The following is a 14,696-nucleotide window of genomic DNA, read 5'->3' as shown; positions in this document are numbered from 1 at the left end:
TATACGGGAATTATGGAATGAGGGATGATGGAATGCAATATATGATTCAACCAATTGCTACAGTTAGCAACAGCCGGAAAACAAAGAGGATCACTGGTGAGAAATTATATCAACCATTGAACTCTCAGAAAATTTTCATGAATAGTCGTTGAAAGGAATAGAAGATTTTTCTCATTTAGAAATCATTTTTTATTTTGATCAGGTTTCAGACGATCAAATTCAGTATGAAGTGAGGCATCCCAAGAAATAATCAAAACTATCCAAAAGTCGGCATTTTCGCACAAAGAGGTAAAAATAGACCAAATAAAATGGGAATTACGATGGTTGAATTGGTAGAGGACAAACAGAGAACATTGTTTGTAAAAAGGCTTGATGCAATTGATGGGACGCCTATTATAGACATGAAGCCAGTTATGAAAGAATTCCTACCGAAAGGAGTTATTAAACAGCCAGCATGGTAAACGGATTTAATGAAAGCATATTGGGAATGAATGTAAACAATATATGGTATTTGCTTATTTTCGATTCAGATGTCTAATTCGATAGGCTCAAAGGGGGAGAAATTTGTTCCCCCTATTAAATAACCCCCTCTTGATATAAAATACTGATGGCATGCGTGCGATTTTTGGCCTGTAATTTTTTGATGGCGGATTTTACGTATTGATTGATTGTTAATTCACTTAAATTCATAAAATCAGCCATTTCCTTCGTGCTATCTCCTAAAGCAATCTGTCTCATGACCTCTAATTCTCTCTTACTAAGTATACTATCCTTTTTAGGGTCTCTAGCTTGAATGATGAGCTGACCAATCACATTGCCAAAGGCTGTAAAGTCATCTAGTAGCTTTTCAGTTATTTCATCCATATCTATTTGTGTACTGCAAATATAACCAAACACATAATGTCCAATAAAGATAGGAACAATTAAAAAAGCGTTGTTTTGAGAGGGGATGGAATATTTAATACTGATGTTTTTTAAATAGTCCATGCCCGTACAAAATTTAGCTTTTTTCTCGACGATAGCTGAATAAATAATAGGGAAGCTACGTATTTCCTCACGAATTTCTCCGATATGACTGCCACCCTCTTCATTTAAATAAATAATACCTTCAGCGACAAAGCCTATCGGTGAATACCTTAATAAATAAGCATCCTTGATCGGAAAAGAATCTAGATATACCTGCAAAATGTGAATCAACAACTCTTCGTGATTGGAATAGTTTTGCACAGTGTTGAAACGTTTTTGAATGGTATAGAGATTGGACATGACCTATCCCCTTTTTTAAGTATATACTACGCTTAAAATAAGGAATTTTCAATATTTTCTGTAAGTTGTAGCATTTATGTTAAGAAAAGCTATTTTTTTCTTAATGTTCACTTGAGAATTTATTAGATGAGGGGGAATGATGTGAAAAATCAACCAATTAAAGAGGTAGATGCAGTTATTCTAGGCGCAGGATTTGCAGGCTTATATATGTTACATCAATTAAAGAGTAAAGGATTCTCAACGATCGTCTATGAAACTGGTGGTGGTGTAGGGGGCGTTTGGTATTGGAATCGATATCCTGGTGCTAGATGTGACATTGAAAGTATTTATTATAATTATACTTTCTCTAAAGAATTATATGAAGAATGGACGTGGACATCTAGATTTCCTGAGCAAGAAGAAATATTACGGTATTTAAACTATGTGGCAGATCGTTTAAAGTTGCGAGCAAATATTCAATTCAACACACGCGTCAAGGCTGCACATTTTGATGAGGAACAGAATAAATGGCTGGTTTATCTAAATGATGGACATCAAGTTTTAGCGAAGTATTTTATTACAGGGATAGGCTGCCTTTCTGCAGCGAATGTTCCTAAGTTTCAGGGGTTAGATCAGTTTGGTGGAGAATGGTATCATACCGGGCATTGGCCACATGAAAAGGTAGATTTCACAGGCAAAAGAGTAGGTATAATTGGAACAGGCTCTAGTGGCATTCAAGCCATTCCGGTAATTGCTAAAGAAGCCAAGCATTTAACTGTCTTTCAACGAACACCACAGTATACAATTCCTGCTCGTAATCATCTGTATGATGAAGGCTTTATACGAGAGACCAAGGGGAATTTCGAAAGTCTGAAGCATGTAATGAGAAATTCTGTTTCAGGCACACCTTTTGCCTATAACCACCCATCTGCTATTGAGGATAGTGATCATCATAGACAGGAAGTTTTTGAGGAAGCATGGGCGCAAGGTGGATTTGCCTTTGCATCGACTTACAAGGATTTATTAACAAATGAACAGTCGAATGAAAAGGCGGCGGCATTTATTCGTTCTAAAATACGCGAAACTGTTCAAAATCCAATCGTTGCAGAAAAGCTATGTCCAAAGTATATGTATGGCACAAAAAGACAAGTTTTAGATAGCGATTATTTTGAAACATATAACAGAGATAATGTTTTACTGGTGGATGTAAAGGAATCGCCAATCTTAAAGATTACTGAAACAGGGATCCAAACAGCTACCGATCATTTCGAGTTAGATATGATCATATTTGCAACGGGCTATGACGGCATGACGGGTCCTTTATTTAAAATAGATATTCGTGGAAGGAATGGCGTGACATTAAAAGACAAATGGGAAAATGGTGCATCTGTTCAAACATATCTTGGACTAGCTACAGCATGTTTTCCAAATCTATTTATGATTACAGGTCCAGAAAGTCCTTCTGTCCTTGTAAATATGCCAATTGCTATAGAGCAACATGTAGAATGGATAGCACAATGCATCGATTATTTACGTGAACATGATTTCGATGTCATGGAGACAAATGCGGAGGCAGAGCAGGCATGGAGTAAACATTGTCGAGAGATTGCAAATGAAACATTATATGTAAAAGGCGATTCGTGGTATACAGGCGCAAATATTGCAGGGAAACCACGTAGCTTCTTAATCTATCTAGGTGGATTCAATTATTACACAAAACGCTGTCAGGAGGTTGCCCAAAATAATTATGAAGGCTTTCAGTTATTAAAATTAAAATCTATATCATAGTGTCCGAGGAAGGAGCATAAAAAATATGGAGCAGCAAGTAGTGATTATTACTGGTGCGGGAAGCGGAATAGGTAGAGAAACAGCTAAACTACTAGCGACAAAAAACAAGGCATTAATATTAGTAGATTTTGATGAAAGGAGTGGTCAGGACACTTTAAATACTGTGAAAGAGTATCAGCAGCAGGCCATCTTTGTCCAAGCAGATGTTTCTAACTGTCAAGATGTAAGGAAGTATGTGGATGCTGCCAAGCAGGCATTTGGTCGAATTGATGCTTTCATTAATAATGCGGGCATATTAAGTCCACCCTCGTTACTAGGTGATTTAGATGAGGAGATGTTTGATCGTGTAATCTCTGTAAATCTGAAAGGGGCATTTTTAGGCTTAAAGTATGTACTAAAAGAGATGGAACAACAACAATCAGGTGTCATCGTGAATACCGCTTCAGCTGCTGGAATACAAGGGCAACCCTATTTGGGTGGCTATTCCGCAAGTAAGCATGGTGTCATTGGGCTAACTAAAACGGCTGCCATAGAGTATGGACCTAGCGGTGTCCGCGTAAATGCTATATGCCCTGGTGGTGTTATGACAAACATGACAAAGGGACTTGAAACGAGCCCAGAGGAGAATGGACCTCTAAGAAGATTAGCAAACCCTACTGAAATCGCAAATGTAATCGCTTTCTTAATTTCACAGGAGTCTTCCTATATGAATGGTGCAGTTGTGACGATTGATGGCGGACTTACATCGTAAAGAACAGATAAAAGAGAGGATGAAGCTTAATGGAACATCGTATTGATCCAGAACTAAAAGAATTATTAGCTGTTTTCCCACCTTTAGACTTAGACAATGTACAAGCTACAAGAGATGGTATGGCGGCTGTAGCCGTACCAGCAACAATAAACGAGCAGATTTTAGTTACTAATAAAATGATTCAAGGACCTGAAGAGGGTGTTGCATTGCGCATTAGAATCTACCAGCCAAAAGAGCAAAGTGAAATTTACCCAGCAATGGTATGGATTCATGGGGGTGGCTATGTTTTAGGAGCTCCAGAGGGCGATGATTTGCTTTGTCAGCGCTTTGTTACAGATGCAAAGTGTGTCGTTGTATCAGTAGACTACAGACTTGCACCTGAGCATCCTTACCCAGTACCGCTCGAAGATTGTTATACTGCGTTAAAATGGGTGGCAGATCATGCGGACGAATTAAAGATTGATAATCTGCGTATAGGGATAGCCGGGGCAAGTGCTGGAGGTGGGCTAACCGCTGCTCTTGCACTGCTAACACGTGATCGCAATTATCCAAAGCTTAGCTTCCAAATGCCTCTATATCCAATGATAGATGATCGTAATAATACACCATCCTCCTTAGAAATTACTGGTCATATGATCTGGAATCATTCCCTTAATCAAAAGGGATGGGAAATGTATTTAAATGGAGAAAACGGCAGTGATAATGTGCCAAAATATGCTGCTGCTGCAAGAGCCGATGATTTAACTGGGCTTCCATTTACTTACACATGTGTTGGTCAGCTAGATCCGTTCCGTGATGAAACGTTACAATATGTAACGAAGCTCTGCCAGGCAGGTGTAGATGTTGAGTTTCATTTATATCCAGGATGCTATCATGGCTTTGAAAGCTTAGTGCCAACTGCCGCAGTTAGCCTAAGGGCTGTTACAGAATATGTAGAAGCCGCTAAATATGTTTTAAATCGAACAGTCTCAGTTCCTTTATAAATTATTTACTAAAGTCTCGAAGCTTTGTTAGTAAAGGGCTTTGGGATTTTTTTGCTGAGTGCGAGAAATAGTTTGTAATTCCTCTTTTTAGGATAGACTTTTATCAAGTAAAAGGAGGAGGTTTCAAAATGCTACAGTTTGATTCAAAAATAGTTGGAAAAGAGATAGGCTATGGTTATTTGCGAGATCATATTATTCATCGTGGTTTTACAATTGGTGGAAATTGGGAATATCATAAAGGGAGCTTCGACGCGGTACTATGGAGAGGCGGGGGCGAAACGATATATTTGCGCGTGCCCTTTATCGTAACAGCTGGGGAATTGGATAATGAAGATGCTCAAATTCGATTTCAAAAGCCGTTTGTCATTAAACATGTTGCTAACGTTGGTTTAGACTATGATGAAGGTTCTTTACTGGAGGCTACAGGAGCTAGTCAATTCCAGACGCCGCTTGATAAGGATGGGCATATTCATGATAAAAGTAGATGGATTCAGGCGGGTGAACAAGTTGTAGAAGAAAAAGTACTGCCTTTTTTTATCAACTAATTAGATAAATATGTATATTCTTTCGAGAAATCATATGTCTTTTATCCTTCAATTTTTGGGAACTTATAATCAAAAATAGAAAATAGAATTGTCGTAAGAATTTACCAACCTTATAATAGTGTTAGCATATACTACTATAAGAGGTGAGTTTATGGATAAAATAACAATAGATGATTTTTATTATTCCTATCAAAAATTACGACAAGAACGACTCATCCATCGAAAAGAAGCTTATCTTAAAGTGCTAGAGCACACAAAAACATTTGGTGAAATAATTATGTTCGAAAGTATAAAAATAAGTAAAAGAGACGTCTAGGGCCGACGTCTTTTTCTATTTTCAAAAAAAGGAGGAGACAAGATGAAGAAAATGATTCCCGTTTTACTGTTAGCCATTATTATGTGTGCGGCCTGTACTTCTACTAAGGGGAAGGATGAGAGGAAGGTAAAACAAGAGGAACCCTCAAAAGTCACTCCAAACGTTGAAATAATAGCGGAGCAATTGCAAACGCCTTGGTCGATTGAAAAAAGCGATACAGCGTTATATGTAACAGAAAGACCAGGAAATATTGTGATGATTACGGAAGATGTAGTTGAAAGACAACAGGTCCTATTAAAGAAACAATTATCGGCAGCTCCTGAAGCGGGTCTCCTAGGATTTGTGCTAGCTCCTGATTTTACAACAACCAATATTGCTTATGCTTACTATACGTATGAGGAGGGATCAGCGCAATTTAATCGGGTTGTGACATTAATATTAATCGATAATAAGTGGCAGGAAACGGATCTCTTAATTGATCGAATACAGAGCGGTACATATCATCATGGTGGACGTTTAAAAATAGGTCCCGATAGCAAATTGTATGTTACTGTCGGAGATGCCACCCAACCATCTTTAGCACAGGATTTAGATGCATTGGAAGGAAAGATTTTACGTCTCAATTTGGACGGTTCCATACCGAATGATAATCCTTTTCCTCGTTCGTATGTGTATAGCTATGGGCATCGAAATCCGCAGGGATTAGCATGGGCAACGGATGGGACGATGTACGCAAGCGAACATGGCAATGCGGCAAATGACGAAATCAACATTATTGAAAAAGGGAAGAATTATGGTTGGCCGCTTATGGAGGGAACAGACAAACAGCAACATTTGGTAACGCCTCTATTTACTTCAGGCTCGACAAATACGTGGGCGCCATCTGGTATTACTGTAGTAGATGATCAATTATATGCTGCAGCACTAAGGGGGACAGCAGTGCTAACATTTGATGTGAACATGAAAAAACAAGATGTACTACTATCGGAATTTGGAAGAATCCGAGATGTTTTTATGGATGATAGCTATTTATACTTTATCAGTAATAATACAGATGGACGCGGAAATCCACAACCCGATGACGATAAACTATACAGAACACCGTTATGATATAATATTTGTGAAAACATGGAATGGCATGAAGAATGGAGAGGACTAAAATGGCTAACTATCTTAAAATCGCAGTAGCAATTGATTTCTCAGAACAATCATTGAAGGCTTTAGAAAGAGCAAGTCAATTAGCAATGCAACACAATGCTACTTTGCAATTAGTGAATGTGATTGATACAAAATCTTTTGGAGCGGTGTCAGCATATGATTTAAAATATGCGGAAGAATTGAAGAAAGAAAACAAGAGCAAAATGGAAAGCTTAGAAAAGCAAGTGGTTCAGATAGGTGTTCAAAGCGTAGAGTCAGTAGTAGAAACGGGTTCGCCAAAGGGGATTTTGACACAGCTTACGCATGTTGATTTAATCGTGTGTGGGGCAACAGGGTTAAATCGAATGGAAAAAATGATGCTAGGGTCTGTAGCAGAAAAAGTAGTACGTCATGCTCACTGTGATGTATTAATCGTTCGATAATTTTACGGAAATCTTCGTCATATTTATATGGATAAAAACAAAACAAACCTGCTTGTAGATAGATGACAAGCAGGTTTGTTTTTTATTCGATTGTTTGGGCGTTATCTACAATGCTCTGAGGAATATCAATTGTTTTAAGATGATTGAAATCAGTATAAGTAACGACTGACTTTGTATTCATTAACAATTCATCGCCTTCTACTGCCATTTTCAAATCAAAATTCATATCCATTTTTTTCGTATCGAAAGTCTCTTTATCAATGTGTAACACATAGTTGATTTTTTCGATTGTTAATTGATCCATAGGGTTTTCTTCTAATCCCATGTCCTCAATTGATTTATTAATCTCAGAATCAATTAACTCTTTAAATTTATCACCTTTTGCTTCTAATGTAAGGACATATTCATTATCAGTTTGTTCAAAGGTAAAATCATTAATAAACTTTTTGAGTTGTTCTAACTGTTCCTTAGCGTCAGCAGAAGTAGCCGTTTGATCTAAAATTGCATCAAAGTTCTCATCAGGAAGCTTTAACCAGCTGTCAGTAGTCACATCTTTCATGAAAAGGCCAGCGTCTTTTTTCATATACATTTCAATAGGCATGTCCGTTGTTTCTTGGCCTTCACTCATCATATCTGGCATCGACATAGAGCCCGATAAATGCATAGCAAGTGGGTCAACGATAATGTCCATTTCCATTTTTGAGTTGATAGAGAACTCCATAGCCTCTTCACCAGATCCAACCTTCGTTATCTGTGTCATATCCATATTGGCACTAGCACTTTTAATGTCAGACTGACGATCCACTGCTTTGTCATACACTTGTTCTAAAGTGAGATTGCTAGTTTTAGTTGTGTCTTTCGTAGGTGTGGCACTTGAATTACAAGCAGCGAGCGTCAATGCCAATGTTCCAACTGCTAATACTTTAAAAATCTTCTTCATTACTTTCATCTCCTATTCTTGGTAAAAAACACTATCTACTAGTATACGCCTAAGAAAAGGAAAAGTTTCGTTATTTTATAAAATATATCTAATTCCTTATTAAAAAAACAATAATCTTGCAATAACGACCAGTGAGAAGCATGAAAATTAATAAAAAAGCTGCCACCAACCAATCGTTTAATACGAAAGTAGGGGACAGCTTTTTGAGGAGCTTTTCAATAAGCTCGAATATATCTACATGTAATTCCTTAGTAACCCCAAATCATGGCGAATAATGTACCAATGATTGTTACAACACCTACGAAAACTGAATATAAAATCGTTGTATATAACGTTTTCTTATCTTCAGATTCACCGATGTGCATGAATAACACTAACTGTACAGTTGCTTGTGCAAGGGCAGTGACAAGTAAAATAGCGAATGCCATTTTATAACTCATATCAAAGGTTACAACGGCTAAAGCGACAAGTGTCAATAATAATGAGAAGCCGAAGCCCATGACATGTTGTTTTGGGAATAATTCCTTCATCAGCTAATCAATCCTTTCAAATAGACGAAGCTGAAGATGAAAATCCAAACAACGTCTAGGAAATGCCAGTACAATGAGAAGATAAATGCTTTGTTCGCTGTTTGTGGATTTAAACCACGTTTAGCTACTTGGATAATGATAGCTAGGCCCCAGAAGAAACCAAATGTTACGTGGGCACCGTGTGTTCCAAGTAATGTCATTAATGATGACAGGAATGCGCTTGTTTGAATTGTCGCACCTTCATGCACATAAGTGATGAACTCATCAATCTCAATAGCTAAGAAACCTAAGCCTAGTAAAAGGGTAATGATGAAGAAAGTCATCATTGCCTTTTTACGACCAATACGCATTGCATGAACACCAAGACCAATTGTGAAACTACTTGTTAATAATAAGAATGTTTCCCATAGAACTGGTGTTAACTCAAAGATTTCAGCACCATTCGGGCCACTACCTGTCCGTGTGTGAAGTGTGAAATACACAGTAAACAATGTGGCAAATAACACGATCTCGGCGCCAAGGAAAATCCAGAAACCAAAGATTTTTAGGCGATTTTCCTCTGTACTATATTCTAATGGAAGTGAAGAATCGATTTTCATATTATTTATCACCTCTCAAGCTTTTCTCAGTTGCCATAACTTCCTCAACTGAAATATAACGACCATGGTCTTTTTCGAAAGAACGATGGATCATGAAGCCAAATACACCAAGCATACTAATGATGGCTGGCACCCATAGATTGAATACAGCAAAGAATGCTGCAAGGAAGAAGAATCCACTCATCCAGAATGGTGTGCCTGTATTATTTGGCATGTGAATTTTTTCAATTTTACCTGCTGTAATATCGCGACCTTCTTTTTTCGCGAACCAGAACTCATCTAAGCGAGTAACAGTTGGAACTACAGCAAAGTTGTATTCTGGTACTGGAGAATGAGTAGCCCATTCAAGTGTACGACCATCCCATACATCAGCCTTTTCATTGCGAGGCATATGTTTCCAGCTGTAGTAGATATTATAAACGATCAACGCAAAGCCGACTGCAAGTCCTAAAGCACCAACAAATGATAACATGTTCAATGGTCCATAGCCTGTTGATTCTGAGTAAGTGTACATACGACGAGCATAACCATCTAAACCTAAAATGAATAATGGGAAGAATGTTACGTTGAAGCTGATTGCAATGAACCAGAACGCAGTTTTCCCTAATTTTTCATTTAAACGGAAACCGAACATTTTTGGCCACCAGTAGTGGTAACCTGCAAGTACACCGAATACTGTACCTGGAATTAAAACGTAGTGGAAGTGGGCAACTAAGAACATCGTATTATGATATTGATAGTCAGCACTTGCCATCGCTAGCATTACCCCTGTAACCCCACCAATTGTGAAGATCGGAATAAAGCCAAGTGCATAAAGCATTGGTGTTGTAAATTGAATTTTCCCGTTCCTCATTGTCAGTAGCCAGTTAAATATTTTAACACCGGTTGGAACGGCGATTGCCATTGTTGTAATAGAGAATACGCTGTTTACCATTACCCCGTGACCCATTGTATAGAAGTGGTGGGCCCAAACTAAGAATGATAGTAAAGAAATGACAACCATACTCATAACCATTGATTTATAGCCGTACAAGTTTTTACGTGCAAATGTTGCAATGATTTCTGAGAAAATACCGAAAGCAGGTAGAATAACGATATAAACTTCAGGATGTCCCCAAACCCAGAATAGGTTGGCCCAAAGCATATCCATACCGCCGTCTTGCATAGCAAAGAATTTAGTACCGAATTGTCGGTCTAACATCATAAGAGCAAGCGCTACAGTTAATACTGGGAATGCGAATACAATAATTACGTTTGTAATTAAAATCGACCAAGTAAACATTGGCATTTTCATTAATTTCATACCAGGTGCACGCATTTTAATAATTGTCGTGATGAAGTTAACACCTGTCATCAATGTACCAATACCTGATAATTGAAGTGCTAAAGAATAATAGTTATTCCCTACAGTCGGACTAAAATCCGTACTTGCAAGAGGGAAGTAGGCTGTCCAACCAGCGTCTGGTGAACCACCGATTATGAATGATAAGTTTAATAAACCAGCACCTGCTGCAAATAGCCAAAAGCTGACAGCATTTAGACGTGGGAAAGCAACGTCACGTGCACCGATTTGAAGTGGGATGACAATGTTCATTAAACCAATCACAAATGGCATCGCCATAAATAAAATCATTAATAAACCGTGTGTTGTGAAAATTTCATTATAATGTTGTGCATCAAGAAGCCCGTTATCCGGAACAGCTGTTTGTGCACGCATTAATAGTGCATCGATACCACCGCGGAATAGCATTAATAATGCTACAGCGATATACATAATCCCGATTTTTTTATGGTCAACAGTTGATAGCCAGTTTTTGTAGAAATAGCCCCATTTTTTGAAATAAGTAAGGCCAGCTACGATAACGACTGCTCCAACTACGATACTAATAGCTGCCGCTAAAATCATCGGTTCTTGCATTGGATGGAATAATTCTTCCATACTCATTGGATGCGCTCCTTTCAAAATTAAAAATTAATATTCTACTCGTTCAAAGTTAAATGTAAATTAATGACCTGAATGTTCATTATTCATATCTTCTTCAGACATGTCACCATGATCCATGTCACCCATTTTCATGTTTTTACCATGTTCCATTGGGGCAGGGCTGAATTCTAAGTGTGTAGATGAGAAGCTTTGGCGACCAACATGCTCAGCCTTTAATAGCTCATCAAATTTTTCTTCTGTTAATGGTTTTTCTTTTGCTTTAACATCAGCAACCCATTTATCGAAGTCTTCTTGTGTCATAGATTGTGCTTCAAATTCCATTTCTGCAAATCCACGTCCATTAAAGTTAGAGTTACGTCCCATGAATGAACCCACTTCATCTGCTGCAAGGTGAATAGTTGTTAACATATCACTCATGGCATATTTTTGACCTGCTAATTGAGGAATCCAGAAACTTGTAATCGGACCGAATGAGTATAATTTAAACTCAATTGGACGATCCACTGGAAGGTTGACATAGTTAACTGTTTCAACACCTTCTTCAGGGTAACTAAAATGCCATTTCCAGTTTGATGATGATGCATAAATTACTAAAGGTTCTTTATCGTCATAACCTGCTGGCTGAGCCTCTACAGTAGATGTTGTTCTTACAGTTACAACAGCCAAGAATGCAACAATAATAATAGGAATTACTGTCCATGTGATTTCTAGAAGATGGCTACCCTCTTCATGAGGTGGCTCATAATCTGCAGATGCTTTTGACGCACGATATTTAGTTAGCATAAAGGCTAAAAGCACATACACGACTAGTAATATAAAGGCCATTGTAATAATGGATAAAATAATTGTGTTTGATAATGTTTCGGCATTTGGTCCTTTAGGATTGAACACTGTTAATGGCTCACAACCAGCAAGAAGCGCAAGGGCACCCAATGCTACAAACATTAAACTTAATTTTTTCTTCATGTTTGACTCCTTTCTATAGAACGGCTATTCATAAAATTCATGTGTTTTTTGTCAGTTCACATTTATAAATAGTGGATACTGAGGTCACCTCTTTTATCTTGGCGTACCAATCAACAACTTAAGAATTTACAATGGCATGGTTCAATATGAAACATAAATCTTGAAGTTGATTGGTCTAATGCAAGCGTTAGCAAAATCAATGATTTGTGCAATCATTTCACATACGTACATGTCTATTACGATTGTCACATCTTGTCGTTGTTTGCACATTGGATTATACGCCCTGTTTTTAAGAAAAAACATAATTTTGTTATGAAAATGATAGTAAAGATACATTGAATTTGAACATTTTTTGAACAAAAAACGTTATTTTAGTATTGGTATTTTAAGGTTTTGTTTATTAAACACTGTGGAAACGTTGAAAATACTGCGTTCTTCATGTTTAACTAAGTAAATAGTTTTTTTTATGAAAAATGGCATTTCACATTTTGGACGCTGTTTTGTAATAAAATCAGTATACCAAAGGACATAATAATATTTTTTATTTGCCTTTTTTATATAAAAGGAGTAGAAGAAGAGCATTGTGTGGAAACATTAGGATGAACTATCAATGAAAGGAATGATTGAAAAGGGAATAAATGGGGAGTGTTATTAATTATGTTAATATAACAAGTAGTTTTCTTGATTATACATAAATTTACATATTTATATTCTGTTTGAAAAACAAAAAGCAAACTAAGAAGTGTCTTAGTTTGCTAGTATGGTAGAAATTTTTTATGTTTCTGAGAAAGATACGTATCGAATTAGCATTTTTTAATCAGTCACCAAGCTTGAGCCATTTGGCTACGTGCCCATAGATTGTATTTTGTAGTTTGAGGGCTTTATTATTCATTTTTAAAGAAAAATACAATGTCTTCATGAAGTTTAATGTACAAGTACGCCCACTAAAAAAGCTTTCATTATATCCTTGCGTCATTAAATGCATTTCAAACTTATCAAAGGCTTGTTCAACAAATTCGATCAAAGCTTCCTCCGAGTAGTTTTGTTGTAATAAAGCATCTACTATGTTGATTAATCGCTCTTCTTCATCGTTGATATAGACTGTGCCTTTCCACGTGACAAGCTTTAGTGCATGTAAAATGGATGGGGCATATTGTAAATCGAATTTAGGATGTTTAATAGTCATGGCGGCTAAATCAGCCCCATGTGAAATACTATGAGCCCATCCTTTATCCTTCACGTAACCTCTTGTATCTTGTTCTAATAATAGATAGCGTCCAATTTTTTTAAAGAACGGCTGCAATTCGTCGTCTTTTAAAACGAGCATCTCGGCATCCTTTGCAAGTAAACCTGCAACAAGCAGTGCGGAGAATGACCTAGTAAAGACACTGTCTGTTGGTGCTTCTCCGATATGTACATATAAAAATTCCTCACTTGTTGCTGTCTCAAATAATAATTGTAATTGTTGTGTGCTTAATAAATTATCACTCAGTAAATCAACAAACGTACGATAAATTAAATGATCGCGCAATTCAGCATCAGTTGAACCAATGTGCGTTAGCATCTCCTGTAAGAGCCATTCTCCTTTGTCCTTCATCACTGCCTGACGTTCATGCAGTGTCATGGTAGAAAAAGATCGTAGTGTTTCTTTTAAATTCATATTTATGTGCGCCTCCATCATAAGGTTTGTTTTATTATTATAGCTCCTTTTTCAAGCAAATCGACCAATTTGCAATCCTAATGCAGGACGGATAGCTTTTTGCTGTTTGAAACGACAATACAAACACTTTAATGTTGGTGGCTGATATAATATTATTTCCAGAAACTATAGAAAGTTGTTATGATAGAAACGCAATAAAATGGAAAGGCTTAAATAAGAGTAACAAAAAAAGACATACGATGAAGTATGTCTATCTCTACCTATATTATGGCTGCTGATTTTATACCGATTGGCCATTCAATCAGTGAGTGCTGGTTTGTCTTCAGCTCAACGAGAATATTGGTATTTTTTATAGCATCAATAAGCCATTCGCTGTAATGGCGATTCGGCTCAGGATGTTGTAAAATTTGATGCATATCTTTTTTGTCAACATGTAACAGCTTGTCATTACATTCGATGTTTACTTTTTGAGGAATAATGGAAAGAGTTTCATTTTGATGACCAAGTGCAATAGAACCAGGAATTGTTCCAAGAATACGTAAAAGATAAGTGCTAGCTTCTTGTGTGTACACATCAATTTTTGTACGTGTTAAAAATTCAAATTCGATCGGATTATCTTGAATAGGTCCGTCCGTTGTAGAAAATGAAATGACTTTAATCGATAATGCCTCGAATGCAGGTGAGATACAATGGTCAAATTCAGTGATTGTATCTAGTAATTGCATGTATTCCACTCCTTATTAAGAACTTGATTTTCTGTATGCAGATAACCAGGTAGAAAGTCTGCAAGTTATAATCAATTTTAGACTATTCTAATTATAATACATTTTATTACAAAATATGAATGA

At 37.0% G+C, this 14,696-nt stretch carries 15 protein-coding genes and 1 pseudogene; 8 read left to right on the top strand and 8 right to left on the bottom strand.

Going from position 1 to position 14,696, the window contains the following annotated elements; translation table 11 throughout:
• The first annotated feature begins 32 nt into the window (after positions 1 to 32).
• Positions 33 to 461: pseudogene (gene tsaA / locus MKY88_RS16915) on the top strand (tRNA (N6-threonylcarbamoyladenosine(37)-N6)-methyltransferase TrmO).
• Between the two features lie 115 nt (positions 462 to 576).
• Here the strand turns inward: tsaA and MKY88_RS16910 are convergent.
• Complete coding sequence (locus MKY88_RS16910) at positions 577 to 1,266, bottom strand: response regulator transcription factor (protein WP_340814208.1); 690 nt, start codon at positions 1,264 to 1,266, stop codon at positions 577 to 579.
• Between the two features lie 141 nt (positions 1,267 to 1,407).
• Between MKY88_RS16910 and MKY88_RS16905 the strand changes: the two genes are divergently transcribed.
• The 7 genes from MKY88_RS16905 to MKY88_RS16875 all read left to right on the top strand — a co-directional run bounded on the left by MKY88_RS16905 (position 1,408) and on the right by MKY88_RS16875 (position 7,208).
• Positions 1,408 to 3,033, top strand: a complete 1,626-nt coding sequence (locus MKY88_RS16905) for a flavin-containing monooxygenase (protein WP_340814207.1) — start codon at positions 1,408 to 1,410, stop codon at positions 3,031 to 3,033.
• Positions 3,034 to 3,058: 25 nt separating this feature from the next.
• Positions 3,059 to 3,784: an SDR family NAD(P)-dependent oxidoreductase gene (locus tag MKY88_RS16900; RefSeq protein WP_340814206.1), complete on the top strand. Its 726-nt coding sequence runs from the start codon at positions 3,059 to 3,061 to the stop codon at positions 3,782 to 3,784.
• 29 nt (positions 3,785 to 3,813) lie between these two features.
• Positions 3,814 to 4,767: an alpha/beta hydrolase gene (locus tag MKY88_RS16895; protein ID WP_340814205.1), complete on the top strand. Its 954-nt coding sequence runs from the start codon at positions 3,814 to 3,816 to the stop codon at positions 4,765 to 4,767.
• 128 nt (positions 4,768 to 4,895) lie between these two features.
• A complete protein-coding gene (locus MKY88_RS16890) occupies positions 4,896 to 5,312 on the top strand; it encodes a YugN family protein (RefSeq protein WP_069482233.1) in 417 nt (138 codons plus the stop codon).
• A gap of 151 nt (positions 5,313 to 5,463) precedes the next feature.
• On the top strand, positions 5,464 to 5,628 hold the full coding sequence (locus MKY88_RS16885) for a hypothetical protein (protein ID WP_008180835.1): 165 nt from the start codon (positions 5,464 to 5,466) through the stop codon (positions 5,626 to 5,628).
• Positions 5,629 to 5,670: 42 nt separating this feature from the next.
• Entirely contained in the window at positions 5,671 to 6,738 is a 1,068-nt protein-coding gene (locus MKY88_RS16880; protein ID WP_340814204.1) for a PQQ-dependent sugar dehydrogenase, read from the top strand.
• 50 nt (positions 6,739 to 6,788) lie between these two features.
• The gene (locus MKY88_RS16875; RefSeq protein WP_069482231.1) at positions 6,789 to 7,208 is read left to right on the top strand and encodes a universal stress protein; all 420 of its coding nucleotides are present in this window, start codon (positions 6,789 to 6,791) and stop codon (positions 7,206 to 7,208) included.
• A gap of 82 nt (positions 7,209 to 7,290) precedes the next feature.
• Here the strand turns inward: MKY88_RS16875 and MKY88_RS16870 are convergent, their stop codons facing one another.
• The 7 genes from MKY88_RS16870 to MKY88_RS16840 form a co-directional block, all read right to left on the bottom strand.
• Entirely contained in the window at positions 7,291 to 8,148 is an 858-nt protein-coding gene (locus MKY88_RS16870; RefSeq protein ID WP_069482230.1) for a DUF6612 family protein, read from the bottom strand.
• A 248-nt stretch (positions 8,149 to 8,396) separates the two neighbouring features.
• Positions 8,397 to 8,678, bottom strand: a complete 282-nt coding sequence (qoxD, locus tag MKY88_RS16865; RefSeq protein ID WP_012295499.1) for a cytochrome aa3 quinol oxidase subunit IV — start codon at positions 8,676 to 8,678, stop codon at positions 8,397 to 8,399.
• Positions 8,678 to 9,277 (bottom strand): cytochrome aa3 quinol oxidase subunit III, encoded by a 600-nt coding sequence (gene qoxC / locus MKY88_RS16860; protein ID WP_025114588.1) that lies wholly within the window; start codon positions 9,275 to 9,277, stop codon positions 8,678 to 8,680. Before qoxC ends, qoxD begins: the two co-directional genes overlap by 1 nt.
• Position 9,278: 1 nt before the next feature.
• Positions 9,279 to 11,222, bottom strand: coding sequence for a cytochrome aa3 quinol oxidase subunit I (qoxB, locus tag MKY88_RS16855; protein ID WP_069482229.1), 1,944 nt, complete (start codon positions 11,220 to 11,222; stop codon positions 9,279 to 9,281).
• 60 nt (positions 11,223 to 11,282) lie between these two features.
• Positions 11,283 to 12,188 carry a cytochrome aa3 quinol oxidase subunit II gene (gene qoxA, locus MKY88_RS16850; RefSeq protein WP_008180850.1) on the bottom strand — a complete coding sequence of 302 codons (906 nt, stop codon included), beginning with the start codon at positions 12,186 to 12,188 and terminating at the stop codon, positions 11,283 to 11,285.
• Between the two features lie 817 nt (positions 12,189 to 13,005).
• Positions 13,006 to 13,848 carry a DUF2785 domain-containing protein gene (locus tag MKY88_RS16845; RefSeq protein ID WP_328204146.1) on the bottom strand — a complete coding sequence of 281 codons (843 nt, stop codon included), beginning with the start codon at positions 13,846 to 13,848 and terminating at the stop codon, positions 13,006 to 13,008.
• Between the two features lie 260 nt (positions 13,849 to 14,108).
• Positions 14,109 to 14,573 carry a hypothetical protein gene (locus MKY88_RS16840; protein WP_069482227.1) on the bottom strand — a complete coding sequence of 155 codons (465 nt, stop codon included), beginning with the start codon at positions 14,571 to 14,573 and terminating at the stop codon, positions 14,109 to 14,111.
• Between the last annotated feature and the right edge of the window lie 123 nt (positions 14,574 to 14,696).

Origin of the sequence: Lysinibacillus sp. FSL R7-0073, assembly GCF_038009065.1 — a bacterium.
GTDB lineage: Bacteria > Bacillota > Bacilli > Bacillales_A > Planococcaceae > Lysinibacillus > Lysinibacillus fusiformis.
Note: the sequence above shows the minus strand (reverse complement) of the source record. Positions and strands in the feature narration are given on the sequence as shown.